The following is a 25,265-nucleotide window of genomic DNA, read 5'->3' as shown; positions in this document are numbered from 1 at the left end:
ATTTGATAATTTTAAATTTTTATTTTATCACCGACATTGATTTGTCTTAATGCACAGCCTTCATCTAACTGCAATATTTTCATTCTCGGATTACCCCTGTAGTCCATTTTACTACGTCCGAACAGTCCGAACTCTAGCTTTTCTTCTAACCATATAGAGGCCTTAGCCTCGTCGTGGACGTGTACATTTCCTTCGGAAGCTTCCAGTTCCGATCCATCATAAACACCTCGCTGATGCGCCAAGACACGTGAGAAAATTGTTTCGCCGGACAATTTTGCATATGCATTTTTTATCACGGTACAATCGAGTGAAAAAGCGTCTACGGTTATATCCAGATTTCCTTCTCTTACGATTATACCCATATTTTGTAGGGTGAGTGTCTCTAATGATCGGACAAAGCATTTATCCAGCATCTGCAATCCTGTCAAGATTTTATAGGTGATCGTTATCTGCGGATAATAATCGTGTAGTAACAGATAACCGTAATATTCAGGCTTCGTGTATACGACTAATTGATCGTTGAGGATAGATATATTGACCCAATTCGCTTTTTCTCCGCTTTCGTCGATGGAGAAAGACGGTTGTTCGCCATGTGATAGTTTAATCGTACAGCGAGTTTGTACAATTAAGTTGTTAAAATCATTCATGCTTTTTCAGTTAATATTCATTAAGTGTTGATATATCCCCTTTAGCTCTATCTCTTTTGTTAAACCATCGTCTGAACCAATGCTGCATATACATGTGGTTGCTTTTCCAAAAGAGTTTCATGTCCTCGTGATCCATGCCGTCTATTGTTTTACGTATTTTTCGGTCAGCTTTTAGTTCGTCAAACATCTGATTAATTTGCTTTTTAGTATACACAGGCTGCCCATATTTGCAGGCGAGAAAGAACTTCTTTGCAGTTTTGCGTTGTGTATTTGAAGCCGTGTTATGGTGTGAATAACTTAACATCCACATAAAATCGTTTAACAGTTTTTCGACCTTCACATCCAGTATGGCACACTGCATTCTGAGATTTGATGGGATGTCCAGTTTTACCTCTCTAACTTTACTGGAGTACATTTCATCGATTTCGGCATACTTGTGATACATGTCCACCGTTACGATTCTGTCCTTTTTTTTCTTCTTCATATCAAATTTATTTTGGTTCACAAATGAACAAACCCTCATCCACGTACCGAACCAAAACAGCTTGTATAAAACCAATAGCCTTTGTATGCTACAACGATATTCATGTTTTGTACCATCTGAAGATATTTCGTATCTTGAACGCTGAATATTTGTTAACTTTGGAGATATGAGTACAACCAACACGACAAACCATATAGGAAGAAAAATCAGCCGTATCCGCGAACTGCGGGGAATGAAGCAGGAAGCCTTAGCTATTGAATTGGGAGTAAGTCAGCAGACAGTATCCAATATTGAGAAAAGTGCTGCTATTGAAGATGATTTATTGGCACAGGTAGCCGAAATATTAGGGGTTACTCCTGAAGCTATTGAGAATTTTAGCGAAGAGGCTGTGTTCAATATTATTAATAACACTTTTACAAGTCACGACACGTCTACACTAAACGCCATAAATATACAGCCAACCTTTAATCCTCTTGATAAACTTATTGAAGCCCACGAGGAAAACAAAAAGCTTTACGAACGTCTTTTGGAAGCTGAAAAATCTAAGGTGGAGTACTTGGAGAAGTTGTTGAAGGGTAAATAATCCATTTATTATAGAGTCAAAAGAATATTACTAACTTTCTTCCTAACCAAGAGTGATCGAAAAATTTGCAGCTAGTATACATCATTTAATAAGAGATTACCGCACTGAAGATGGTATACAGATCAGTCCCGACAGTATAATAGCTTGGGCATCCCAATTCGGTGACGATGCTTTGTTTATACTTAGTGAACTATCTCACATATTACCACAAATGTATATCTCCAAGCAGAAGGCGAAGCAATTCATATTGCAACATATTAATTGGTTGATAAATAGATACGGCTATCGTGGTATTCACGAATTCTTAAGTGATACCGAGTTCTTGAAAATACAACAAGATGGTAAAAAGCTACCAGGCACTACTATAGCTCTTAGAAGAAGTCTTAAACGAAACCTGGGAGAATACAGGCACTGTTGTAAAACGTCTAAAAATGGACGAGATAATAGCGACAATATAGAATACTAATCAATGTAATGATGAAAATATATGCAGAAACAGAACGTTTAATTTTAAGAGAAATAGTACCGACAGATATTGATGGCATGTTCGAATTGGACTCCGATCCGGAAGTGCATAAATATTTAGGAAACAATCCGATAAAAGATAAGGGGCAGGTCGCGGCTATTATCGACTTTATTAGAAAACAATACTTTGAACACGGTATCGGAAGGTGGGCAGTAATCGAGAAGCAAAAGAATGAGTTTATGGGATGGGCAGGGCTGAAGTATATCACGGAAGAAACGAATGGACACAGGGATTATTATGATCTTGGCTATCGCTTAATTAGACGTTACTGGGGAAAAGGTTTTGCGACTGAAGCAGCAATAGCTTCACTTGATTATGGTTTTAAGGAGTTAGGGTTAGACGAAATGTATGCCATCGCAGATTGTCAGAATAATGGATCAAACAAGATTTTGACTAAGGTTGGTTTTGCCTTCATTGAAGTGTTTGACCTTGATGCCGTAAACTGTAATTGGTACAGGATAGACAAACAATCTTATGACTTTGAATCATTGGCTTAAGACAACTACACGACTTAAGGTTGCCTTTCAGTACACCCTCCGGCTCCACAAAATAAAAGCTCAATAAAAGGAAGAGGCAACATATATCTGGAATACAGAGAAAAATAGAACCGTCTTGAAAGATGCCGTTGTGATGATAGACAAAGACCTGCAGATTATTCGTGAAAAAGGTTGATCGAAAGAATGCGCCTAAGAACTTTAGCCGTATTCTACATGCCTATACGGCTCCGGATAGAGGTTTTATCCTAATGGAAAGCATAGTTGGAAGAAACTATTGTTTAGAAAAGGACTTTCGTTGAAGCTAGTTACTAACTTGGTTACTTGCGAAAAAACCTTCTATTAAGTTTATACACAGTACGATTAACGGCCATGAACGCCGTGACTTCCATTTTTGTTAATAGGCTATAAAAATCACAGGAGGTTTGCATACGATCCCAGAATTCACTTTAATTTTCTTGTGGAATATGCATATATAAGCTCCGACACTAGCTCCAACACTCCCAAAGTTTAAAAACTCTACAAAGAAGCATATTGTGCTAATTCGGAACGATTTAACTCCGACACTAGCCTTTGCGCAACTTTTATGGAATGGCTAATATTGCTTTTCGCTTTACAATATCTTAAGGGAACCTGCTTTTCCGATAATATGAGGAAAAAAGATGTCGATATCCGTGGATATCCGATGATTATATCGGATCGCTAAGTTAGTGCCACCATTTAAAAGCAGACCCCTCAAAACTTTTAAAAGATTGTAATTCACGAATAGTCTTTAACAGACGTGGAAAAATAGCAGACATTATTGATAACGTAAAAATTGCCTGACATGATAACGACGAGCAACAAGTTTACAGACCTCATTACTAATGCGTTCTTTTGTTTTTCGCAATTCTTTAACAATTTGGGTTTTACTATAAAGCTGTTCCAAGGGTCGGATATCTTTAACAAACGTTTCTGCAGTTGTAGCAATTAGCGCTCTAGGGATAATAAAATCCCTGTCATCCTGAATATCTAAATTCTTTGGATCGACATCCCAAAATAAGTATTTGAGAAAGATTTGGGATATATCCTTTATTGCGTTCATTTATACAAATTTACAGCATATTAAAAACAAAAGAAAATAAATTTGGGTACAAACCATCTATTTAACGGACTTGCGATTACCTTTTGTGGTACGGTAAGACCCAATTTTTAGGTCTTATCGTACCACAAAAGGTAATGATACTATTTCATCTTATTATCCTCAGTTTATAGCAGAATAGTAAATGGCGGTAATGGGTCAAAATGGTCACATATTTCCTAACTTTATTTTGTAAATTGCGATAGATCATAGGTTAATTAAGAAATATGACAGACAGTTTTTGGAAAGAATTTCAAAATGAAATGCCAGAATATAGTGGTGTAGAAATGCCACCGTCTTATTACTTTTGTGATAACGAAAAGGATGCAAATGAATGTGCTGACCTCGTAAACAAAGGTATTAAACAAGCTACCACACATTCCTTATACTGGTTGCAAATCCACGAAGAAAAACTACCTACAAACGGAGATCTGGCTATCGTGACCGATTGGCATGGAACTCCCAAGGCAATCATCAAAACAATTAAAGTGGAGATTGTAAAGTTTAAAGATATCACAGCGGAATATGCTTTCATTGAAGGTGAAGGAGACAGAAGCTTAGGCTATTGGCAAAAGGTTCATTGGGATTATTACACACGAGAACTCAGTGATCATAGTTTGCAACCAACTCTCGATATGGAGCTGGTCTGCGAATACTTTGAGACAATTTGGCCGAAGAAACAAGCTATATCTTAAATGTTGAAAACAGCAATAGTCATAGGAGCTGCAAGCGGAATCGGTAAAGGGCTTGCAAATGCGATGCATAATTTGGATATTAAAGTAATATATGCCGACATCTCTTATCCCATAAATAACCAAGACAATGCAGTTTGGCACGTCGATGCGACAGAGGAAAACTCTATAAAGGCTTTAACAAATAATTTACGAGAAGACGGTGTGACCTTAGATTATCTGATGATAACCTTAGGCGCCATAGATGAAGGACAAGTGTCCGATTACCCAGAAAAAAGCTTATCATGGATGTTAGATGTCAACCTTTTAGCACCATATCGTTTGATTCAACATTTTCTGCCATTTCTCAAAAACAGTAAAAGCCCTAAAGTTCTATTGACAGGGTAGAGGACGAACTTACACAGATGATAAAGGATTTATTCGATGAATAATAGTCATTTAAGGTTTTTCTTTACCAATTCACTGTCTCCTGAAGAGAAAGAAATTGTAATGAAACTTTGGAATAGTGAGTATCCAGCTAAATTAGCCTACGACCAGGTAGAAGATTTTGACACCTTTATCAAAGAGCTAAAAAGTCCCACGCATATACTTGTTCGATTAAATAATGAAATTGTTGGATGGGCCACGAAGTTTCTTCGCAATGAAGAAAAATGGTTTGCAATAATCCTTTCTAGTTCCATCCAAGCTCAGCGTATCGGTTCCAAAATCATGAGCTATTTAAAAACTAATGAAGAAATACTTAGCGGCTGGGTGATTGATCATAACCAGGACATCAAAGTTAATGGTGAACTTTACCTATCGCCACTAAACTTTTACTTAAAGCAGGGCTTCAACATCGTAAAGGAACAGCGTTTAGAACTTCCAACATTGTCTGCAATCAAAATTCGTTGGAAAAATACTTCCTAAGTTTATTTCGTAAATGCATCCTCAATTGAGCTAAATTGTCAGGAAAACAAATGGTCATTTCTCCGTCACCTTCTTCCGATGATTAATACCCCAATCTTTAAGAGCATAAATTAATGGGGTCAACGTGTCTGCATATTCCTCAAGCTGGTAAGAGATCTTTACTGGATATTCATCAATAATAATTCTCCTGAGCAGTTTATGCTGCTCCAGATCTTTAAGTTCTTTCGCTAATACTTTCGGTGAAATTCCGGGTATACTCTCTTGGATATCTGTGAAGCGATCATTGCCAACACCAACTGATATGATGATGGGTACTTTCCACTTTCCATTGATGACGTCTAAGGTGTCTCTTACCGGTTTTATGGTATCAAGACAGTCGCAATGTATTTTTTTTTGTGCCATAATTCTCTACAAAACATTTAATACTTCACTTTCCTTTAGGAAAGTACTATACAAAGGAAAGTAATATTTTGTAACTTTGCAAAACAATTTAATATAAAATGATGAAAATAGGAATTTTAGGAGTAGGCCATATTGGAAAAACATTAGCATTAAAACTGGCTAACGCAGGACATAACGTCGTTGTGGCTAATTCCGGTTCCCCGGAGAATATAGACCCTGCTGTACTTGCTACTGGAGCCATTGCCGTGACAGCCCAGCAAGCTGTGCAGGATAAAGAGGTTATCATCATTTCCATCCCCCTAGACCAGGTTACAGAAGTTGCAACTCTTTTTGCAGCCGTTTCAGAAGAAGTAACTGTGATAGACACTTCTAACTACATTCCTGCACGCGACAGTGAAATTGAGGAGTTAGAAGCAGGGCAAGTTGAAAGTTTATGGGTTCAGCAGCAGCTGGGACGTCCCATTGCCAAAGCATGGAACGCGATTCTTGCCCATTCTTTTGCTACAAAGGGCAAGCCCGCCGGAAATCCAGACCGTATTGCGATCCCTATAGCAGCAGATCGGGATATTGATCGGGAAATTACTTTAAAACTGGTCAATGAAACCGGCTTTGATGCCTTTGATACAGGTTGCCTGGCCGATTCCTGGCGACAGCAACCAGCAGCGCCTGCCTATTGTACAGATCTAACATTGACTGAAATGCAAGCCGTTATTGATACAGCAGAAAAAGATCGTTTACCCAAACGCAGAGCCTTAGCTTTTGCAATTCTTACAGAACGTATGGGTGGTATTTCCCCTGAAAATATTGATTGGGAATTCGTCCTTCGCATGAGTCGTGCACTGTATATCTAATACAAAAACAGAACTATGGATTCTCTAATAGAACAAACCGATAAATTTTCAAATACGGGAAAACAAATGCTGATCGGACTGCATCTGGGAAACGGATATGGCTCCCAGCCGGGAGCATGGCGCATGCCGGGAGTTGACCCAAAAAGTTATACAAGTTTTGATGCAAGGGTTAAACAAGCGCAGGCAGCTGAACGGGGCAAGTTCCAGTTTATATTTTTGCCTGATGGCCCAGGGGCGATTATGGCCGATATAGAAACCGAATCGCCAACCTTCAACCTTGATGTGATGCTCGCCCTGGCAGCGGTCGCACGCGAAACCGAATATATTGGTTTGGTTGCCACGGGATCTACCACATTTAACGAGCCTTTCAATCTGGCAAGGCAATTCAAAGCGCTGGATGTTATGAGCCACGGGCGGTCTGGTTGGAATGCAATTACATCAAGTGGTGAGGATGTAGCAGCAAACTATGGAAGGAGAATTCCGTCAAGTGAAGACCGTTATGGTCGTGCCCACGAGGCCATTCAGCTCATCCAGTCACTTTGGGGCAGTTGGGGAAAAGAAGCCTGGGTGCACGACCAAGAGAGTGGCCATTTTGCAAAGGAAGACCAGATCGTCCCGATTAACATACAAGGCAAATTTGTAGGTTCAAGAGGCCCGCTGTACATTCCTCCATCGGAGCAAGGCCAACCTATAATCTTTCACGCGGGCGGTAGTCCCAATGCGCATAAACTGGCAGGGCGTTTTGCCAATGCGGTAATCGGGGCGGCATTTACCATCGAGGATGCACGTGCACAGCGCAATGCATTCAGGGAGGCGGCCAAACGTTACGGGCGTGACCCTGATGAGATCAAATACATTCCCGGCCTAATGACCACCATTGCCAAAGATAGGCGGACGGCATTGGATCGCAGAATTCAATTAACGGAACATTTATTCCCACAAAGAGTCGCCTACCTTCAACAAATGCTAGGCATACCCCTTGACTACGCCCGCCTGAACGAACCACTTTCAAATGAACAACTCGGTGCTGCCCGTCCGTATCCCTATGACCCCCGATCGTCCAATGCCCTGAAGATTGCAAAGGAAGGATGGAGTCTCAAAGACATATTGGCTCACGGTGTGATAGACTATCATCCTGTCATTGTGGGGCCGGGAATCGAAGCGGCAGATCATATGCAGGAGTGGTTTGAGGCAGGTGCAGCCGATGGCTTCTGGATTTCACCTGACGTGAATGCAGATGGGATAGATGCTTTTGTGGACGAAGTGGTTCCGATCCTGCAAGAGCGGGGACTGTTTCATCAGGATTACGAAGGTAAGACCCTGCGCAAGCATCTTGGTGTGCCCGACCAGTACGGAATTGATCCACGGGTTTAAACCCGAAATATGCATTAGCAATTCTATTACAGCCATTAAGTGCAATTAAGGTCTTCCATATCAAAATGGAATGGCTGACGAAAATTATAAATAAGTATAAATCAACATAAAATGAAAAGATTAGAAGGTAAAGTTGCCATCATTACAGGTGGTGCAAGAGGATTGGGAGAAGCTCACGCAAGATTGTTTGTTGAGCACGGAGCGAAAGTAATCATCACTGATGTCCTTGAAGAGGAAGGTGCTGCTTTGGCAGAATCACTGGGTGATAACGCCATTTTTATAAAACACGATGTTACCAGCGAAGATGGATGGAAAGTAATAGTAGAAACGGCTGAAAAGCATTTTGGTAACATTACTGTCCTGGTTAACAACGCAGGTATCGCAGGTAAATTTGCCAACGTTGCCGATCTTGATTTTAATGAATACAAAAAGGTAATGGCTGTAAATAGTGATGGTGTATTTTTAGGAATGAAATCAGTCATTCCTTCGATGCTAAAAGCAGGTCAAGGGTCTATTGTCAATATTTCCTCTGTTTCAGGATTGCAGGTAGCCCCCGGATCACCAAATGCTGCTTATGTAGGAAGTAAGTTTGCGGTTACAGGCCTTACAAAGATGGCAGCTTTAGAATATGCGACCCGCAATATCAGGGTTAATTCGGTACATCCGGGTGGTGTGAAAACTGGAATTGTAGATCCAAAATTATTTGACGATCCAAAAATTTTAGAACCTACTCCGTTGGGACGATTAGCTGCACCTATTGAGGTGGCGTACGTTTCCTTATTTCTGGCTTCTGATGAATCATCATACCTTACTGCTGCTGAATATAAAGTAGATGGAGGGATGACTGCAAAATAATCATTTTAAAAAGATAAAGTAATGAATATAGGAATTATTGGAGCCGGCCTGATCGGCAAAACACTAGCAAAAAAATTAAGTGATTCAGGGCATACCGTTTCATTAGCTGATGCAAAAGGTGTGAGTGAAATACAGGAGCTGGCAAACAAGATTGGTGCAAAAGCAGTTAATATGGACGAAGTTGTAAAAGATATTGATGTTTTAATTTTATCAATTCCTCTCCTAAGAATTCCAGAATTAGCACAGAGCCTAAAAGGTAGATTAGAAGAACGTGTTACCATTGTAGAAACAACGAACTACTGGCCACATCGGGACGGACGCATAGAAGAAATTGAAAACGGCACTGTCAATAGTGTCTGGGTACAGCAGCAGTTAGGTCGAACTGTCGTAAAAGCTTTTAGTAATATCGGTGCGTATAGCCTTTTGGCTGAAGGAAAACCGAAAAACAGTGCTGGTAGAATTGCTATAGCAGTTTCAGGAGACGTTCAGAAAGAAATAGATCTGGTGATGGGATTGGTAGATGAAGTAGGATTTGATGCACTGGACGCAGGACCATTGGAAGATTCCTGGAGACAGCAGGCTTGCGGTCCCGCATATTGCACAGACCTTCCATTACACGAACTTATTAAAGCAAGGGCATCTGCAATCAGACAAACATTGGTAGATAAGCAAAACCTGTCGTTTGAAACAATGAAAGATCTGGGTCAGGAATTTTTCGACATTCTGGTTTCAGGAAAGTATCCGGATGACTTTGTGGATCACGCAGTAGATATCAACCGTTCAATAAATGGCTTAACACCAAGAAACAGTAAAAAGTAAATTTTAATCAATAAGAATAATTCTTAAAATAATCAGAATATGAAAATAGGAATAATAGGTACTGGAGCCATAGGCGGAACAATCGCCAAAAAAATGGCTGCAGCCGGTCACCAAGTGAAAATAAATAATGCAAGCGACATCGATCAATTGAATGCCCGTGCTGCGGAGTTGGGTGTAACGGCTGCAAATCAGAAAGATGTTGTAAAGGATGTAGATGTGATCATTTTATCTTTGCCGACTATAGCCATCCCCACTCTACCCAAAGATTTGTTTGCAGACGTTCCGAAAAATGTAATTGTGGTCGATACCTCCAATTATTATCCATTCCGCGATGCCGACATTGAAGAAATCAAAAATGGAAAAGTAGAGAGTGTTTGGGTATCTGAACAATTGGGAAGACCTGTAGTAAAAGCTTTCAATAACTTACTGGCGGAAACACTTGCTAACGGTGGAAAAAACCCTGGTGCTGAAGACAGAATTGCAATGGCTGTAGCCGGTGATGATGCCGAAGCAAAAAAGGTAATAGCCGGATTGGTTAATGATGCTGGTTACGATGCAGTTGATTCGGGTAACCTTTCCGAATCCTGGAGACACCAGCCCGGAACACCAGCTTACTGTACAGAATTAGATGCAGCAGAATTAAAACAGGCGTTGGCAGACGGCGTGAAAGAAAATGCACCCATTTTGAGAGATAAAGCTATTGTTGAGCTTTCAGCTAGGTCAAGCTATCCGTCTCATCCCGATGTTGTTAAATTCAATAGAGCATTGTTTGAAAAAAAACCAAAAACAAAGTAAAATATAGAATTAGTAGAGGGATAGCATTTCGTGAAAATGTTTCATTAATGCCTATTTCTGTATCACAAAAGCTGAAGAAAAAAGGACGTCAAACGCAAGACTTTGTCATCGCTATTTCTCAAAACCCGTACTTCCCATTTTGCAGGAACGCGGCATTTTTAGAACTTCCTAAACCACCATTCAGAAAAGTATTTACCGAGAGTGGTTCTGTAGTATTATAAATTTTGAGAAGAAAAGTAACTAGTATAATAAAATAAACATAAAATCATGAATATAGGAATTGTAGGAACAGGCCCACTTGGCAGCATTTTAGCAGAAAAATTAATTAAAGCTGGACATCGGGTAAAAGTAACCAATACCAGGGCAATGCCTGAATTGGAAAAAATAGCTGCCGGTTTAGGAGCGACTGCGGCAACCATACAGGATGTGGTGAAAGGCGTTGATGCTATCCTCTTCTCTATGCCCTTCAATGCGTATAAAAGCTTACCTCAGGATTTATTAAAAGAGGTACCTCAGGATGTAATAATAATGGACACTTCTAACTATACTCCCCTAAGAGATGGTGAAATTTCGGAGCTAGAGCACATATCCGAAAGCGTTTACATTTCTGAAATGCTAGGCCGTCCGCTTGTTAAGGTGTTTAACGATGTACTGGAATATTCCCTAAAAAACAAAGGCAAAGCATCGGGCACAGCGGATCGAATAGCAATTTCTATAGCTGGAGATAACCAAGAACATAAAAAAGTAGTCAGTCAACTCGTTGATCAGATAGGCTTTGATACCGTTGACAGCGGAAGTCTTGCTGAATCCTGGAGACAGCAGCTCGGTACGCCAGCCTTTTGTACTGAATTGAATAAAGGAGAGTTAAAACAGGCACTTCTTAAAGCTAATAGAGAAAAAGCCCCTGCCATCAGAGATTTTATACTTAACAAATTGAGGTACATGGATGGTCACCCTTCGTACGAAGAAATTATAGCCGTAAACCGCTCTGTGACTTCAGAAATGTTGCAACAAATTTAATTTAAAAACCCAAAATGATATCGTACTGAAATCAATTTATATGGCAATAGAAGTCGATACTGGAGGTAGAGATGGCTAATAAAGGTTGGTAAAAACGTTTCATTATTGCCTACTTTTGTATCATAATAGCAGGTAAAAATTTGCGGAAATTTGTCCATATCAAATATTTAAAAATAATAGAATGGCAAAGACAATTTTTATAACAGGTGCATCCCGTGGCTTCGGAAGAATTTGGGCGGAAGCATTTTTAAGACGTGGCGACAATGTCGTGGCAGCTGTTCGTAATCCTGAAACCTTAGCAGAACTGAATCAAGAATTTTCATCAAATCTTTTGGTTCTTAAACTTGATGTTACAGACAGAATTGGAAGCTTTGAAGCAATTGAAACCGCGAAAAACCATTTTGGAAGTATCGATGTGCTCATAAATAATGCAGGCTTTGGACACGTTGGCGCTGTAGAAGAACTTATCGAAGACGATGTAAGAGCGCAATTTGAAACCAATGTATTGGGTTCATTATGGATGATTCAGGCGGTTTTACCAATTATGCGTGCGCAAAATTCGGGTCAGATTATTCAGCTTTCAAGTGCTTTGGGATTAAATACAGTACCGTTAATGGGACTTTACAGTGCCACTAAATTTGCAGTTGAAGGGCTTACAGAAACATTGGCAAGCGAAGTAAGCGGTTTTGGCATTCAAGTAACCATCGTAGAACCGGGCGGATTCGCTACAGATTTCTTTGGAAACAATTCTCTTGCGGTCAGCACAACAGTTGCTGCTTACGATACCATAAGAAAAGGTTTCTATGACCACGCAGCAGACCAAGATTCTGGCGATCCAGATGCTACGGCTACAGCTATCCTAAGTTTAGTTGATGCCGAAAATCCACCATTAAGACTACTATTAGGCAAAAACACATTCACCTGGACACAACACACTTACGCCGAGCGTCTTAAAACCTGGGAATCTTGGCAAGATGTCTCCGTAGCAGCACACGGTTAACAGAATTTAAAATAAGCAGAATCTGAATTTTCTGAAATCTGTTTTTAATATGGCTTTAAAAAGATGGACCATTTCAACAAAATAAGTGAACTTCACGAGGCTTTCGGTATCAATCCACCTGAAAACCCACTTTTTAGTGTGGTTTATGGAGAACAAGATATGTGCAAGGGAAATAATAAACTTGAATTTTCCTCTGGATTTTACATCATCGGATTCAAAAAATTGAAATCCGGAAGCATGTCTTATGGTAAAACTAAATATGACCATGACCGGGGTTCGCTGTCATTCATAAAACCGTTACAGAAAGTGGCATTCCAAAATGTTATGCTAGAAGAAAAAGGCTTTCTAATCATTATCCATGAAGATTTTTTAGCCGGAACAGCCCTGTACAACGAAATCAAAAAGTACAGTTATTTCGACTATGAAGTCAACGAAGCCTTACACCTTTCTCCGGCAGAAGAGGATATCATCTGGAATTTGTATTTCAACATCGAAAAAGAGTACCATAATAATACGGACGAGCTCAGCAAATCAATTATTATCAGCCATCTGGATTCTTTATTAAAATACGCACAGCGATTCTATAAAAGACAATTCATCAACCGAAAGCAGTTAACCGGCGCGACAGTTACAAAGTTTAATGCCTTGTTAGTTGCTAACCTTGAAGAACGAAAAACAAAAGAAATCGGATTGCCGACAGTCGCTTTAATGGCAGAAAAATTAAATATTTCTTCTCGTTATCTAACCGATCTGCTTAAAGAAGAGACAGGGAAAACGGCGTTAGAGCTTATTCATCTTTTTTTAATCGGTGAGGCAAAGAATTTATTGACTGAAGGAGAACTCAATATCTCTGAAATTTCGTATCTGCTAGGCTTTGAAAATACCACCTATTTTTCACGTCTTTTTAAGAAAGAAGTTGGGCGTACACCAAATGAATTTAGAGGAAGCTTCTTAAATTGAAAATATAACGCTTTGATAGAACCAGAAATGCTTTCGCGATTTTTCTTTAGTCTAAAAGACGATGCAATAAATACCGACTTCTAAAGTTAATATCTAAAAAAGCAACCGTATAAAAAAGTACATGCTGCGTTCTAAAACATCATCATAATCTATAAAACAATAAAAAATGACACAAAAAATAGCATTAGTAACAGGCGCAAGCCGTGGATTGGGTAAAGATTCCGTTTTGCAACTTGCAAAAAAAGGTTTCGATATTATCCTTACGTTTCAAACCAAAAGAGAATTTGCCGATGAGGTGGTAAAGGAAATTGAGAGTATCGGACAAAAAGCATATGCATTATCTCTTGATATCTCAACAACGGCAGGTTTCGATCAATTCACAGCAGAAGTGAAAAACATCTTGGATACACAATTTTCTTCCGCAAAACTGGATGCACTCGTAAACAACGCAGGCATAGGGATCAACCAGAGCTTTGAAACGATGACGGAAGAAATCGTCGATCTCATGACAAATATCCATTTCAAAGGTCCATATTTCTTAACGCAGAAACTACTACCCTTATTAAAGGACGGAAGCAGTATCGTGAATATTTCTTCAGGTTTGGCCAGATTCTCATCTCCAGGATACTCTGCATATGGCGCTATGAAAGCTGCAATAGATGCATTATCAAGATACCAAGCTTTGGAACTGGGAAGTAGAAAAATAAGAGTCAATGCACTTGCTCCAGGTGCTATCGAAACTGATTTTGGTGGCGGTGTTGTTCGTGACATGTCAGAAGTAAATAAACACTTAGCTTCCGAAGCAGCTCTAGGAAGAGTAGGATTGCCGGATGATATTGGAAGTGTGGTCGCATTCCTTTGTTCCGATGATTCCAAATGGATAAATGCGCAAAGAATCGAGGTTTCAGGAGGATATAGAATTTAATCTACCAAAAATATGCCTAAGAAAAAGCCCATTTCAATGACTGTTGAATGGGCTTTTCTATTCCTATGCTTGATTTTAAAAGAAATCCAAATGGTGATACAGCATTGCTGATCAAAATAAGATATTAAGCCACTCCTTTAATACCTTTTGTCTTTTTAAATTCCGTTAAGCTCATCAGATGCCGCTTTTTAAAAAACTTATTTAGGTGGCTTTCATCCGAAAAACCAAACTCGGTAACGATTTCATTCACACGCATATCGCTGAATAGCACCCGATGTTCAATCAATCTCATTTTATAGTTCAGTATATATTGCTGGATCGTTTCTCCGCACTGCTTTTTAAAGTAACTACCCAGGTAGGTTTCTGAAAAACCGAATTTCTTAGCGATCGCCGCAACTTTCAACAATGCTGGATCATGGATGTTTCCTTGGATATAGTTGAGAATATCAATTACCCTTTTATCCGTATTGGAAGTAATTTGCTCTGCTCGCATCTTGGAGATATTTCGTGCGGCGATCACAATCAAAGCATTTACATAATTTAAAGTCAGCTCATCTTGGTACAGATCAGGATGACGAATACCGTGGAGCAGTGAGTCCACAATTGAATTAACCAAGACAATGTCAGGTTTATTTTGAAGGATACAGCCAGACAAATACGAAGCACCATACAGCAGACATTCCATCGAATTAATGCTGTTCCACTTGTAATTTTTCACATAACGTTCACTGAACTTGACGAGCAAAAGTTCCGTTTTTTCAATGATTTCCAAATGGTGCTGATCGTTTGGTGTTAAGAGAATCAGGCTGCCTTCACTAAATGAAGCCATATTGTTGTTTATCTTCAGAAATCCCTTTCCAGAAATGACATATACAATTTTGAAAAAGGAGAATTGGATATCCTTTAAAGGACAGCTTGCTGTCTGATGGTATTCCACCTTCACCAATTCATCTATATTCTCTCGTTTCATAAGACAAAAATACCTATTTATCATGAATATATACTGATTTTTTACAATTTTTCTGTTCAAATTTGCTAAATATAAATTTTAGCAATTAATGAAAACATCAATTTACGTCTTAGCGCTCGGAGCCTTTGGCATTATAACCACAGAATTTGGGATCGTCGGCATCCTACCGACCATTAGTCGGCAATTTGACGTATCCATCGATACAGCAGGTTGGCTACTGAGTGCCTTTGCGATCACCGTCGCCGTTTCCTCCCCCTTTATCACGTCATTTACGACCAAAATAAACCGAAAATTCTTGCTCTGTCTGGTCATGAGTATATTTGTTCTTTCGAACTTAATCTCCGCATTTTCCACCAATTTCACCATGTTGATGGTCGCCCGGATATTACCTGCGATCTTGCATCCATTATTCTGGAATATCGCGATCGCCATTGCATTCAAAGAAAAGGGTGCCAAAGGGGTGTCTACCGTCATGTTGGGATTAAGCTTGGCCACGGTGCTCGGTATTCCCCTGACCACTTATGCCGTAGACCTCTTCCAGAGCTGGCAAGCATCATTCTTCCTTAGCAGTGCGATCAGTTTAATTGCTTTTATTGGCCTATTGCTCTTTATACCCTCTATTCCAGCAGATCAAGCGATATCCACCAAGAATCAGGTCGCGGTGTTGAAAAGCCCGCTTTTATGGCTCAATCTAATTTCTACCATAGCTACACTAGCAGCCATGTTTGCCAGTTACACTTACATTACAGCTTATCTAGAACAGATCACCAAGATGGACAGTGTACAGATCAGTATGATGCTGCTTCTTTTCGGTGGAATGGGAACTTTAGGCAATTGGCTTATGGGACTGGCATTGAATCGCAATGTGCTCTTAACTGCTAGAGTGTTTTTAATCTTGTTAGTGACGGTACAGATTCTAGCCTATTATTTTGGAGGGCATTATATTCCCATGGTCATCCTCGTATCCCTGTGGGGCATGATCCATACCGGAGGATTTTTGGTATCCAATATCCGAACAACCCAATCCGTTCCCCATCACGCCTTAGAATTTGTCAATAGTTTATTGACATCCTCTTTTAATATTGGAATATCGTTAGGCGCATTTCTAGGAGGGCTAGTCAGTGTTTATTACGGCGTTCATTATGTGTTGTGGGTCAGCATTTTATTGTTGACCGTGACTTTTATTGTGAGTTTTGTGACCTTCCCCAAAGATATATCAGAAAACGAGCAGGCAAGTGAATTGAAGCAGGTAGCATCTCCATGTGAACAGTATTAAATAGCGAGAGCAGACGAAAGCTATATAATAAAAAATCAGCGCTTCCACACAGAAGCGCTGATTTTTAAGATCATCCACTGGCTTTTAATAAATAATTTTTACTTCTTTAAAAATAGCCTTTGTAATATCCTTTCTGCGATTTCCGAAATTTGATAAATTCAATTTCCTGTCCTAGAAAATTCGGGTAGCAAAAAAAGAAAATTAAACTTGAATCATTGGCTTAAGACAACTATAACACTTAAGTTTGCCTTCCAGTACACCCTCCGGCTCCACAAAATAAAGCTCAACGAAAGTTGGGCTTTTATTTTTTAGGAGGGATTCGGATAATTAGCCCCACAGCTCAAACGGCTTATTCTTCATATCATACCAATCATCTAAAACACTAGCATTTATAAACGTGGTTTTTCCTTTGATGAATTGTCCATAATCTTCGTGAATATGCCCGAAAATATGATATTTAGGTTTTACTTGGGAAACCCGCACTAGTAACTCTTCACATCCAGTTCGTTTTCCGTAGACCGTTTCGTCTAAAATTCCAAAAGGTGGTCCGTGTGTGACTAGTATATCTGTATCATTAGGTATCAAATCCCAATGTTTTTTTATTTCGCTGCCTCGGTCTCGATTAAATGCCCAATCATTAAACCAAGGGGTAACCGGCGAACCCCATATCTTGATTCCGACTATTTCTACACCGGAATCATTGAGGTAAGTAACTCCTTCAGGAATCATTTTGCTGAGCACATCGGTATGTTCATTTTCGAAGAGAAAATCATGATTTCCTGCAATAAATATTTTATGTGCAAATTTCAATTTAGAAAACCAGTCCAAAAAATCCTGAATCTCTTCAGGTCGCCCGGATTTACTCACGTCTCCGGAATGAATGATTATATCACCCTTGGTCAGTTTCAGTGATCTATGCTGCCCATGTGTATCGGATATGGCTACAATTTTTAAAGGCTTATTTTTCAAGAAATTACTGTTTTTTGTTTAAATAGTAAAGTTAGTTAAAAAATGAGAATCACGAATTTTCTTTGGAATTTGGCACTCGATCTCTCCGATCTTTGTTATCTCCGGGTTAAAGCGTATATACTCATGAAATTATTTTATAATGAATTTAAATTCACATAAATAGAGGAGGGAATTTCTGTCGTTAACGAATGTTTATTGTTGTTTTCGATTTTTTTTTGTCTTTTATATAAGTTATTCGTGTATTTTTGTTTCTTTTTGTGAGGAAAATTCATTCTATTTTGTTATTTTGATTAAAGTTTTTGGTTTTTAAGAACATTTTTGTATTTTTTTGTTTATTATTAGCGGGGTGTTGTAAAATATTGTAGTTTTTACAGTTTTTTTTGACAGATAAAACGAATTATTTGTGATAATAGATTTGGCGTATTTAAAAAATTACTTTCCTGACGGTCAGTTGATCACAATGAATGAGAAAGACTATGTAAGCCGTGCTCATCAGAAGATAGAATATATTCATTGGTTAATCGAAGGCTCAATTAGCTTTATCATGGTATTGGACGAGAGGTTTCCGGCTGTCGAAGTGTGTGAGTTTGCGATAGAAATGTTTCCTATTGGTTGGAATGGACTAGAGCTTGATAGTCGAAATACAAAAGATATTATTGTATCGTCTCCACAAGCTACGTTCTATCGTGTACCATTAAATAATGAGCATTCTTTTTTACATACAATCAAGGATTTCCAGTTGCAGCAACATGTCTGTAAAATTCAATACAACTTATTGAAAGAAGCTCTTTTCTGGCAAAGAAAGGTTTTGTCGCGAAATGAATATGTCCCTAAAGGGGCCGTATTAGCGCCTTATAAAGCGAATGAAGAACCTATTAATAGTGGTGAGCTAACGCTTTTTTTTAAGAAATCACCTTTTTTCGGTCTTTTTGACGATGAGATACTAGCTAAGTTAGCACAGCATGCGTGTAGAAAGACGTATGAATTAAAGGATGTGGTATGCTGTCAGGACTCTTTGTCCGATGGGATATATATTCTTGGCGAAGGAAAATTATCACTTAAAAGATACGAAGATAAGCGAACGCTGAGTCAGTGGTCGGTACAGAATGCCGGATATGTGGTCGGCTGGTCTACATATTTTGGTGAACCCGAATTTTGTACTATTGAAGCAGTACAGAGTACCAAATTGTATTTTGTAAGTTGGTCTAGTGTGTTTGATTTGATAGAGAAAGATGAAAAAATGAAGTTTATCTTTTACGTTCGTATGAATTGGCTTATAGACAATTATATCAATGCTGCATTTGTGCGATATCTCAGCTTTAATTTTAACTATGATGAGCTTACAATCCGTTACCTTATTCGACAGAATCAGACGTTAATACACGTATCTTCCGAATTGCATAAAATTCCTCATTTGTTGAGGAATAAAATGACTAAATCTTTGGCTATTAACATTCTACAAGATTTATTGGTTAGGGGGCAAGCAAAGGAACGCCGGTTGGCATCTATGTGTTTGGAATTGATGAAAGCGACTATTGGCGAGGTTAATTTTTTGCACCAATTACAGAAAGTATACACTACTGTAACCGACAGCCTCGCAAGCAAAAGTGAATTAGAAATCCGTAAGGACTGTGCTATTGAGACGCAAAATCTGTGTAACTTGTTTAATTTCGAGGTAGAGGGGTATACTAATTTGCCGGAAAGTACGGGTAATATAGTGATTTATAACCATTTGATAAATGATCCTGCTTATACGCTCAACAATAATTTTCAAATCACCTTAGATTCCCATTTTATTAGCGCTGAAATACTTTATCGCAAATACAATGATCCAGGCATCCGGGTGGTTCGTATCGCGCAATCGCAGGAATTTGCTCATCAAAATTATTACGAAAAATTAGGGTATATTAATGTGGCTACATCGCATTCTGCTGTATCATCACTTGATAAACAAGATCAGATGAATGAACTTTTTTTTGACGAAGCAATAGCTACGTTGGATAAAGGATATAATCTTATCATTAGCCCCGAGGGAACCTCTTATCGTACAGAAGATGATATCCCTGGTCCATTTAAAATAGGCGCATTTAAACTGGCATTGATGAAAGATCCAGAACCTTTTATTGTACCCATCATTCTTTTGAACTTTGATAAAAAAGCTGACGGTGCACCCAAATATTGCAAAATATTACCTGCATTTAGGATCAGTGAGCATCCTTCGTTCAAGGGTGTTGAAAACATTAAGGACTTTGTAAGAGACTATCATATAGAATTCAAGGGAGAAGTAAAGAAATTAAAGGAACAAATACAAAGCGCAAGCAATAAAAAAATGTATGCAGATTAACAATATAGAAATACAATGGAGAAACGAAATAGAGTTATTGCGTGCTAAGGTAAGGCAAATTCCTGAGAAGTCTGGACTTGTAGCATTCTATGGAAGTTCTACCTTTCGTTTGTGGGAAGACATGCAAGAGGATCTGGCTCCCTGTCACCTAATCAATCTAGCATTTGGAGGGTCAACATATGAAGACTGTATTTATTTTTTTCCTGAGCTATTTGCCTGTTTAAATCCCGAATATATTGTCCTTTATGCTGGAGATAATGATCTGAGTCAAGGGAAGGCTCCTGCAACTGTGCTTCAGGACTTAAAAAGACTGGTGTCGTTGATCCAGAAAGCATTCCCAGAAATTCATATTGCGGTTGTAAGTATTAAGCCCAGTCCTGATCGACTTCTATTGTTAGAGAAGGTTATTAAAACGAATGATTTAATTAAATATTACACAAGTGAAAACGATATATTATTTATAAATACTTTCCATCGATTAATAGACGGGACTGGAAAACCTTGCTTGCGTTATTATCAAGAAGATGGCCTTCATCTCAATAAAGGAGGGTATGAAATATGGTCTTCAACGATAAGAACTGCGTTATTAATTCCCTAATTCTGTCTATTGTGGATGTCATTCACGATCTGCTCGTAAAAATTAGTCAAACGGTTGATTAATATCAATAACCTTGAATTCATCTTCTGTAATAATTTTGGTACAGTGGCTCATGCCTTTTCGTTACCGAATGAAATTATCTTAGGGCACTAATAACCCCAATAAAGGGAGTCCAAAAACTAAAAGAAAATACGAGATGAAAAGACTTTTGTTATTTATAGCTGTAAATTTTACTGTTGCAGTTCCCTTAATTGCCCAAACGGCGAAAGAAATTAAAAATGCATATGCTTCGCTAACTGTATTTGAAGATCCCTTGGCGTTGAAGTTAAAGAAGGGCGTAAAGAAAGCCGATATTGATAAAATTGCAGATCCGCAGATCAAAGAGGTTGCTCTCCAATTACTTGCTGATAAATACGAAACGGCATACCGTTACGCAAGTTACCCGGCGCTGCTCTCGCCTTCTATATTGGGAAGGGAGTTGAGTATAGGAGATGGTTATAGCAAATATGAAAATATCACTGGTGTGTACCTTCCCAAAGGAAGGCACATCATCCTTGTCGACGGGATAACAGGGGATAAAGAAGTTAACCTGATTGTCCCCAATTGGAACCGTAGAGCACCTGAGGGCATCGAACCCACAAAAGATCCAAAGGGTTGGGGGATAGAAAAGGTGGAATTCAAGCTTCGAAATGGAATCAATATCATCGAATTAACAGCTTTCGGGAGCTTGGCTTATATAGATTATTTTTCGGCTACACCGAAGGAAGAGCAACCCGTACAGGTTCACTTTTTAAATGGACAGGTTAATGGTTACTTTGACGCAGCAAAGCATACAGATGCAGACTGGAATAGACTACTTGATCACGCCGTTTATCCAATTATTGATGCGATAGGAAAGCATATTCAAATTGCTTATCCGGTAGAAGCTTGTAAACAATATGCTTACGGTAGGGGAGTGGAACTTATTGCTAACTATGACTCTCTAATATACCGACAGCATCGGATTATGGGACTTATAAAGCACAATAAAGTACCAGACAATAAAATATTATCTCGAGTTAATTATAATTATTATATGTTCCGAGACGGAGATGGGGTGGCTTATATGGGTACCAACCCTGGAAATGCCATGCCGTTAGTGGTAGATCCTGCTCGAGTGATAAAAGGTGATCCGTGTTGGGGATTTAGTCATGAGGTTGGACATGTGCATCAGACACGTCCGGCTTTTAATTGGGGTGGACTAGGAGAGGTGAGTAATAATCTTTTTTCTTTATATGTGACGCGTTCATTTGGAAATCCGACACGGGTAGCAGAGCAAGGGAATTATAAATCGGCTACAGATAGTATTATTAATAAGGGTATAAGCTATTTGCAGGATCCGGATGTATTCAACCGTCTCGTCCCATTCTGGCAATTGCAACTGTATTTTGAAGGAATCGGTGGCAATACAGACTTTTATCCCGATTTGTTTGAGGCGTTTCGCAAGCAGGCTGCTGAGCAACGTCCGCAAGGAAGGGGTCGGGGGGGCAATTGGGCATCCGATCGAATGATGGGAAACAATAATCCTGCGGTGCATCAATTAAACTTTGTAAAGACAGCCTGTGAAGTCAGTAAAGTGGATCTGACAGATTTTTTTGACAGCTATGGCTTTTTTTACGTGGGCGAATTTACACTTAATGATTATGGTAACTATACCTACGATATGACCCAAGAGCTGGTCGACTCGTGTAAAAATGCCATCAAGGCAATGAATCTATCACGTCCGAAAGTAGACATCACGACCTTGACCGATTAACAATAATAAAGGCGCCTTTATTATTGTTAATGGTTGCTTTAGTTAAAAATCAAACCTGAATCGTGCACGTACGCCCCATTCGGATACATTGGGATTATCGAGGTAATTGAGTCGTTTTACAAGGTCTACACGAAGAAACTTGAAAATATTAGACAAGCCCACACTTGCTTCCATATAGGGCTCACGTCCGAAGGTGAAGGAAGATACTTCTCCGTCTAAATTCTTCTGCCATGCAAATACATTATTATTGAGGCTTGGATTGTTTTCATCCCGAAGTCCTCCATATATGGCTTTGAAACTGAAGACCTCACGTAGCTGCAGCCTCTTCAGTAGTGGGATTTTGTTTAAGATAAATCCATTCATATAATATTGCATATTTAATGCTACATGATGGTCGGAAACAAACTCCAGAAAATTCATTAGGTTGTAAGAATTCAATTGATAAGCATAAGTCTGATTGGCGCGGTGTACGGTTAGCAGGGGAAACGGAATGTTTTCCCCTAAAATATAGGATCCTTCGACATTGATATCCGCAAAGCCAAATTGTGACAAGTAAAATCTTTTGAAAGCCCCGGCTGTAAAATTGTGGTAGTTGTAGTCGCCCTCCATAAAACCCTTGATACCGGCCGTGTAATTTAGCGTGAAAATAGGATATTTATTAAAAATTGGCGTACGGTATAATTTTCCTTGATAAAACTCCTCATGAGGTGCGTAGCGTAATCCGATGGATACTTCGGATGTATTCAGTTCCGATAGAAAATGAGGAGTGCCGTCTTCCTGCGTTAATTGATAACGAAGTACACCCGCAGGTTGCTGTCTCCACTTGCTTAAACCAGCTGAAATCGTGAAGCGATTTTCGAATTCCGCTTTATATTCCAACCGATAGATATCGTTATAAAGGTAGCTTTCATTTTCCCCTCTTTTGAAGGATAACAAGAAGTTGTCTTCTTGAACAAAATCTAGATTCTGTCCGGGGATTTTGGTGTCTCGTTGTACAGAGGCCCGGATATAATGCTGTGGAAATTTATAAACCGATTTATTATTCAAAGAATAAGTGCCACTTAAAAAATACTTCCATTTCTTGTCGACAAAACCGTACGCCATGTAGGCCTCTGAATAGAACTTCGTGCTAAAGGATTCCGTTGTACGACCACCTACACGAAGACGTAGACCTTCTACCGGATTGTAACTATAAAAGGTGTTTATCGGTCCAATTTCTACAGGGCCAGCTTGCTTGTATCCAGAAAGCACTAAGCTGCTGATATCCATGAATCTTCTGAAGGACGGAATCGTTTGCAACGTGTCAATATTGGAATATATTATTTGTTCTGATTTACTCAACGGTTCGTGACGCAGTGAAGCCCAGTATCCCTCTTTGTCGTTTATGGTAGTTGGCTCTGGAACTTTCACAATGGCTTCGCCGGCATAGACGCTATCGGGTTGTACTTTGCCATTAATATAATCAGTATAATAGACCATACGGCTACCTCTAATCCCACTTCCTTTTTGTGTCAGGGAAAAATCAATTCCCAGACCGCTTTTCGTTAAGTAGTATTTATTTTTGTTGTCCTTCTCGAAAGCCAACTCAATACTGAGATCTCTAACAAAATTTAAGTTAATATCTTCATTTACTTTCATCTGCGTAGACTGCACGGCATACTGACCATCTAGCGTCACGTACAACTTACCTTGAAACAAGAAGTCATTACTACGGGGAAAGAAGCTTAACTCCACCAACCAAGGGGTAGAGGTCTTAATGGTATCGGTGATGTAATACCTATAAAAAGTCGGCGCACTATTCGCGATAGGACTCAAGAACTGGTTGGTCAACAAGGCTATGTTATTATCATATATGTCTATATGCTGATACAGGTTGGAGAAATAACTTCCTAAACCGTCGTTGTCAACAAATCTGGGGTCAAATTCTGCCCTCCGCTCGGCCAGAATATACTGCTTGTTTTTTTTGGGGTCATTCCGATAATATACCTTAGACACTTTTTCTTCAATAAAAGCGGGTAGAATATATTTATCACCGGTTTGTACAGAATCGTCTTTTTGAAATAGAAATTGATAATCTTTGAATGCTTTTCGATTTTTGAATTTTTCGGATAAATTGCTTATCCCCATTGAAATCTTTTCATATTGCTCATATTCCACATACTGTTGCCCCGTTAATCTGTTTTCATCACGATGTGCGATGACCTGTCTGATTAGTTCTACCGCGGGGTTATTTTTGTTCGAATACTTTAATTTGGGTCTTTTGACCACGACTTCCTCGATTAGATTCTCCGAAATTAAAAGTATCTCAGCAGGCGATGTGAGTGTATTAGATTGCAAGTCCTGACTTTCATATCCTACATACGAAATTCGTATCTTGGACTGTGGTGAAGGCACTTTAAGATTAAAATTGCCATCATCATCGGTATAGGTGCTTTGTGTCGAACCAATTACCGCAACGGTTACAAAAGATAAGGCTTCCTTATTCTGGGCGTCTAACACGCGGCCCCGTATCTGCAGATCTTGTGCAGATATGTTAATAAAGGATAGAATAGATAGAAATAGCAAGATGCCTTTCTTTATCATAGTATTCATATGTATATTGTATCTAGTGGTTGTATGGAATAGTCATGTATGTTTACATTTGCGGGAACATGAGCATTTCATAAAATATAAATTAAATCATTTTGACTTTCTGAGGTAAAAGTTCAAAAAATCTGATGCAAATTAAATGGATATTTTTCTTATTATAAAATGATAAAAGTGAGTTTGACGAATAGATGATAATTAGATGATATGCTATCTTTAAAATGACAAAATGACTACCGATATAGATACTTAAGCGAAAAATTAATCGTAGCAA

26 protein-coding genes and 1 pseudogene are annotated in these 25,265 nt (G+C 39.0%); 19 read left to right on the top strand and 8 right to left on the bottom strand.

The features are described from left to right. Positions 1–11 precede the first annotated feature (11 nt). Together FAZ19_RS11220 and FAZ19_RS11215 are read right to left on the bottom strand one after the other, a co-directional pair. Complete coding sequence (locus FAZ19_RS11220; RefSeq protein WP_136820816.1) at positions 12–647, bottom strand: GIN domain-containing protein; 636 nt, start codon at positions 645–647, stop codon at positions 12–14. Between the two features lie 10 nt (positions 648–657). Next, positions 658–1,131: a hypothetical protein gene (locus FAZ19_RS11215; protein WP_136820815.1), complete on the bottom strand. Its 474-nt coding sequence runs from the start codon at positions 1,129–1,131 to the stop codon at positions 658–660. Between the two features lie 166 nt (positions 1,132–1,297). On the opposite strand from FAZ19_RS11215, the gene FAZ19_RS11210 reads away from it, so the two are divergent. The 3 genes from FAZ19_RS11210 to FAZ19_RS11205 are packed head-to-tail and all read left to right on the top strand — an operon-like array spanning position 1,298 to position 2,737. Beyond that, positions 1,298–1,714 carry a helix-turn-helix domain-containing protein gene (locus FAZ19_RS11210; RefSeq protein ID WP_136820814.1) on the top strand — a complete coding sequence of 139 codons (417 nt, stop codon included), beginning with the start codon at positions 1,298–1,300 and terminating at the stop codon, positions 1,712–1,714. A 52-nt stretch (positions 1,715–1,766) separates the two neighbouring features. Beyond that, entirely contained in the window at positions 1,767–2,180 is a 414-nt protein-coding gene (locus tag FAZ19_RS24560; protein WP_444544623.1) for a phosphoribosyltransferase-like protein, read from the top strand. A gap of 8 nt (positions 2,181–2,188) precedes the next feature. After that, entirely contained in the window at positions 2,189–2,737 is a 549-nt protein-coding gene (locus tag FAZ19_RS11205; RefSeq protein WP_211245488.1) for a GNAT family N-acetyltransferase, read from the top strand. Between the two features lie 796 nt (positions 2,738–3,533). On the opposite strand, the gene FAZ19_RS11195 is transcribed toward FAZ19_RS11205, so the two are convergent. Further along, positions 3,534–3,818, bottom strand: a complete 285-nt coding sequence (locus FAZ19_RS11195) for a DUF6922 domain-containing protein (protein ID WP_136820812.1) — start codon at positions 3,816–3,818, stop codon at positions 3,534–3,536. A 263-nt stretch (positions 3,819–4,081) separates the two neighbouring features. On the opposite strand from FAZ19_RS11195, the gene FAZ19_RS11190 reads away from it, so the two are divergent. The 3 genes from FAZ19_RS11190 to FAZ19_RS11180 are packed head-to-tail and all read left to right on the top strand — an operon-like array spanning position 4,082 to position 5,452. Beyond that, positions 4,082–4,549 (top strand): ASCH domain-containing protein, encoded by a 468-nt coding sequence (locus tag FAZ19_RS11190; protein WP_136820811.1) that lies wholly within the window; start codon positions 4,082–4,084, stop codon positions 4,547–4,549. Next, positions 4,550–4,933: an SDR family oxidoreductase gene (locus FAZ19_RS11185; protein ID WP_136820810.1), complete on the top strand. Its 384-nt coding sequence runs from the start codon at positions 4,550–4,552 to the stop codon at positions 4,931–4,933. Positions 4,934–4,969: 36 nt separating this feature from the next. Next, positions 4,970–5,452 (top strand): GNAT family protein, encoded by a 483-nt coding sequence (locus FAZ19_RS11180; protein ID WP_136820809.1) that lies wholly within the window; start codon positions 4,970–4,972, stop codon positions 5,450–5,452. A 54-nt stretch (positions 5,453–5,506) separates the two neighbouring features. Here FAZ19_RS11180 and FAZ19_RS11175 read toward each other — a convergent pair whose 3' ends face one another. Next, complete coding sequence (locus tag FAZ19_RS11175; protein WP_136820808.1) at positions 5,507–5,854, bottom strand: winged helix-turn-helix transcriptional regulator; 348 nt, start codon at positions 5,852–5,854, stop codon at positions 5,507–5,509. A gap of 98 nt (positions 5,855–5,952) precedes the next feature. On the opposite strand from FAZ19_RS11175, the gene FAZ19_RS11170 reads away from it, so the two are divergent. The 9 genes from FAZ19_RS11170 (at position 5,953) to FAZ19_RS11130 (ending at position 14,453) form a co-directional block, all read left to right on the top strand. Continuing rightward, positions 5,953–6,705 carry an NADPH-dependent F420 reductase gene (locus FAZ19_RS11170; RefSeq protein ID WP_211245487.1) on the top strand — a complete coding sequence of 251 codons (753 nt, stop codon included), beginning with the start codon at positions 5,953–5,955 and terminating at the stop codon, positions 6,703–6,705. 15 nt (positions 6,706–6,720) lie between these two features. Continuing rightward, positions 6,721–8,079: an NtaA/DmoA family FMN-dependent monooxygenase gene (locus tag FAZ19_RS11165; protein ID WP_136820807.1), complete on the top strand. Its 1,359-nt coding sequence runs from the start codon at positions 6,721–6,723 to the stop codon at positions 8,077–8,079. 111 nt (positions 8,080–8,190) lie between these two features. Next, positions 8,191–8,934: a glucose 1-dehydrogenase gene (locus FAZ19_RS11160; RefSeq protein ID WP_136820806.1), complete on the top strand. Its 744-nt coding sequence runs from the start codon at positions 8,191–8,193 to the stop codon at positions 8,932–8,934. Positions 8,935–8,955: 21 nt separating this feature from the next. Further along, positions 8,956–9,753, top strand: coding sequence for an NADPH-dependent F420 reductase (locus FAZ19_RS11155; RefSeq protein ID WP_136820805.1), 798 nt, complete (start codon positions 8,956–8,958; stop codon positions 9,751–9,753). A 39-nt stretch (positions 9,754–9,792) separates the two neighbouring features. Further along, the gene (locus FAZ19_RS11150; protein WP_136820804.1) at positions 9,793–10,548 is read left to right on the top strand and encodes an NADPH-dependent F420 reductase; all 756 of its coding nucleotides are present in this window, start codon (positions 9,793–9,795) and stop codon (positions 10,546–10,548) included. A gap of 267 nt (positions 10,549–10,815) precedes the next feature. Beyond that, entirely contained in the window at positions 10,816–11,568 is a 753-nt protein-coding gene (locus FAZ19_RS11145) for an NADPH-dependent F420 reductase (RefSeq protein WP_136820803.1), read from the top strand. A gap of 181 nt (positions 11,569–11,749) precedes the next feature. After that, positions 11,750–12,568 carry an SDR family NAD(P)-dependent oxidoreductase gene (locus FAZ19_RS11140; RefSeq protein WP_136820802.1) on the top strand — a complete coding sequence of 273 codons (819 nt, stop codon included), beginning with the start codon at positions 11,750–11,752 and terminating at the stop codon, positions 12,566–12,568. A gap of 63 nt (positions 12,569–12,631) precedes the next feature. Further along, positions 12,632–13,528, top strand: coding sequence for a helix-turn-helix domain-containing protein (locus FAZ19_RS11135; RefSeq protein ID WP_136820801.1), 897 nt, complete (start codon positions 12,632–12,634; stop codon positions 13,526–13,528). A 166-nt stretch (positions 13,529–13,694) separates the two neighbouring features. Further along, a complete protein-coding gene (locus tag FAZ19_RS11130) occupies positions 13,695–14,453 on the top strand; it encodes an SDR family NAD(P)-dependent oxidoreductase (RefSeq protein WP_136820800.1) in 759 nt (252 codons plus the stop codon). Positions 14,454–14,577: 124 nt separating this feature from the next. On the opposite strand, the gene FAZ19_RS11125 is transcribed toward FAZ19_RS11130, so the two are convergent. Continuing rightward, complete coding sequence (locus tag FAZ19_RS11125; protein WP_136820799.1) at positions 14,578–15,423, bottom strand: helix-turn-helix domain-containing protein; 846 nt, start codon at positions 15,421–15,423, stop codon at positions 14,578–14,580. An 88-nt stretch (positions 15,424–15,511) separates the two neighbouring features. Between FAZ19_RS11125 and FAZ19_RS11120 the strand changes: the two genes are divergently transcribed. Continuing rightward, on the top strand, positions 15,512–16,699 hold the full coding sequence (locus FAZ19_RS11120) for an MFS transporter (protein WP_136820798.1): 1,188 nt from the start codon (positions 15,512–15,514) through the stop codon (positions 16,697–16,699). An 84-nt stretch (positions 16,700–16,783) separates the two neighbouring features. On the opposite strand, the pseudogene FAZ19_RS24555 reads toward FAZ19_RS11120, so the two are convergent. Continuing rightward, positions 16,784–16,894, bottom strand: a pseudogene (locus tag FAZ19_RS24555) (penicillin-binding transpeptidase domain-containing protein); the annotation flags it as partial. A 132-nt stretch (positions 16,895–17,026) separates the two neighbouring features. Continuing rightward, positions 17,027–17,668, bottom strand: a complete 642-nt coding sequence (locus FAZ19_RS11115; RefSeq protein WP_136820797.1) for a metallophosphatase domain-containing protein — start codon at positions 17,666–17,668, stop codon at positions 17,027–17,029. 403 nt (positions 17,669–18,071) lie between these two features. Between FAZ19_RS11115 and FAZ19_RS11110 the strand changes: the two genes are divergently transcribed. The 3 genes from FAZ19_RS11110 (at position 18,072) to FAZ19_RS11100 (ending at position 22,405) form a co-directional block, all read left to right on the top strand. After that, the gene (locus tag FAZ19_RS11110) at positions 18,072–20,012 is read left to right on the top strand and encodes a cyclic nucleotide-binding domain-containing protein (RefSeq protein ID WP_136820796.1); all 1,941 of its coding nucleotides are present in this window, start codon (positions 18,072–18,074) and stop codon (positions 20,010–20,012) included. Then, positions 20,002–20,610 carry a GDSL-type esterase/lipase family protein gene (locus FAZ19_RS11105; RefSeq protein WP_136820795.1) on the top strand — a complete coding sequence of 203 codons (609 nt, stop codon included), beginning with the start codon at positions 20,002–20,004 and terminating at the stop codon, positions 20,608–20,610. The genes FAZ19_RS11110 and FAZ19_RS11105 overlap by 11 nt, the downstream gene beginning before the upstream one ends. Positions 20,611–20,806: 196 nt before the next feature. Beyond that, positions 20,807–22,405: a M60 family metallopeptidase gene (locus FAZ19_RS11100; protein WP_136820794.1), complete on the top strand. Its 1,599-nt coding sequence runs from the start codon at positions 20,807–20,809 to the stop codon at positions 22,403–22,405. Positions 22,406–22,447: 42 nt separating this feature from the next. On the opposite strand, the gene FAZ19_RS11095 is transcribed toward FAZ19_RS11100, so the two are convergent. After that, entirely contained in the window at positions 22,448–24,997 is a 2,550-nt protein-coding gene (locus FAZ19_RS11095) for a DUF5686 and carboxypeptidase-like regulatory domain-containing protein (RefSeq protein WP_229707499.1), read from the bottom strand. Positions 24,998–25,265: the final 268 nt, after the last annotated feature.

The sequence above is a fragment of the Sphingobacterium alkalisoli genome, assembly GCF_005049105.1.
GTDB classification, from domain to species: Bacteria; Bacteroidota; Bacteroidia; order Sphingobacteriales; family Sphingobacteriaceae; genus Sphingobacterium; species Sphingobacterium alkalisoli.
Note: the sequence above shows the minus strand (reverse complement) of the source record. Positions and strands in the feature narration are given on the sequence as shown.

Bases quoted from the DNA above. Each gene is read 5' to 3' on its own strand.
- FAZ19_RS11130 (WP_136820800.1), top strand. From the start codon at position 13,695: ATGACACAAAAAATAGCATTAGTAACAGGCGCAAGCCGTGGATTGGGT.
- FAZ19_RS11220 (WP_136820816.1), bottom strand. From the start codon at position 647: ATGAATGATTTTAACAACTTAATTGTACAAACTCGCTGTACGATTAAA.
- FAZ19_RS11105 (WP_136820795.1), top strand. From the start codon at position 20,002: ATGCAGATTAACAATATAGAAATACAATGGAGAAACGAAATAGAGTTA.
- FAZ19_RS11170 (WP_211245487.1), top strand. From the start codon at position 5,953: ATGATGAAAATAGGAATTTTAGGAGTAGGCCATATTGGAAAAACATTA.
- FAZ19_RS11120 (WP_136820798.1), top strand. From the start codon at position 15,512: ATGAAAACATCAATTTACGTCTTAGCGCTCGGAGCCTTTGGCATTATA.
- FAZ19_RS11100 (WP_136820794.1), top strand. From the start codon at position 20,807: ATGAAAAGACTTTTGTTATTTATAGCTGTAAATTTTACTGTTGCAGTT.
- FAZ19_RS11155 (WP_136820805.1), top strand. From the start codon at position 8,956: ATGAATATAGGAATTATTGGAGCCGGCCTGATCGGCAAAACACTAGCA.
- FAZ19_RS11095 (WP_229707499.1), bottom strand. From the start codon at position 24,997: ATGAATACTATGATAAAGAAAGGCATCTTGCTATTTCTATCTATTCTA.
- FAZ19_RS11185 (WP_136820810.1), top strand. From the start codon at position 4,550: ATGTTGAAAACAGCAATAGTCATAGGAGCTGCAAGCGGAATCGGTAAA.
- FAZ19_RS11215 (WP_136820815.1), bottom strand. From the start codon at position 1,131: ATGAAGAAGAAAAAAAAGGACAGAATCGTAACGGTGGACATGTATCAC.
- FAZ19_RS11150 (WP_136820804.1), top strand. From the start codon at position 9,793: ATGAAAATAGGAATAATAGGTACTGGAGCCATAGGCGGAACAATCGCC.
- FAZ19_RS11190 (WP_136820811.1), top strand. From the start codon at position 4,082: ATGACAGACAGTTTTTGGAAAGAATTTCAAAATGAAATGCCAGAATAT.
- FAZ19_RS11125 (WP_136820799.1), bottom strand. From the start codon at position 15,423: ATGAAACGAGAGAATATAGATGAATTGGTGAAGGTGGAATACCATCAG.
- FAZ19_RS11210 (WP_136820814.1), top strand. From the start codon at position 1,298: ATGAGTACAACCAACACGACAAACCATATAGGAAGAAAAATCAGCCGT.
- FAZ19_RS11175 (WP_136820808.1), bottom strand. From the start codon at position 5,854: ATGGCACAAAAAAAAATACATTGCGACTGTCTTGATACCATAAAACCG.
- FAZ19_RS11135 (WP_136820801.1), top strand. From the start codon at position 12,632: ATGGACCATTTCAACAAAATAAGTGAACTTCACGAGGCTTTCGGTATC.
- FAZ19_RS11145 (WP_136820803.1), top strand. From the start codon at position 10,816: ATGAATATAGGAATTGTAGGAACAGGCCCACTTGGCAGCATTTTAGCA.
- FAZ19_RS11195 (WP_136820812.1), bottom strand. From the start codon at position 3,818: ATGAACGCAATAAAGGATATATCCCAAATCTTTCTCAAATACTTATTT.
- FAZ19_RS11160 (WP_136820806.1), top strand. From the start codon at position 8,191: ATGAAAAGATTAGAAGGTAAAGTTGCCATCATTACAGGTGGTGCAAGA.
- FAZ19_RS11140 (WP_136820802.1), top strand. From the start codon at position 11,750: ATGGCAAAGACAATTTTTATAACAGGTGCATCCCGTGGCTTCGGAAGA.
- FAZ19_RS11165 (WP_136820807.1), top strand. From the start codon at position 6,721: ATGGATTCTCTAATAGAACAAACCGATAAATTTTCAAATACGGGAAAA.
- FAZ19_RS11205 (WP_211245488.1), top strand. From the start codon at position 2,189: ATGATGAAAATATATGCAGAAACAGAACGTTTAATTTTAAGAGAAATA.
- FAZ19_RS11180 (WP_136820809.1), top strand. From the start codon at position 4,970: ATGAATAATAGTCATTTAAGGTTTTTCTTTACCAATTCACTGTCTCCT.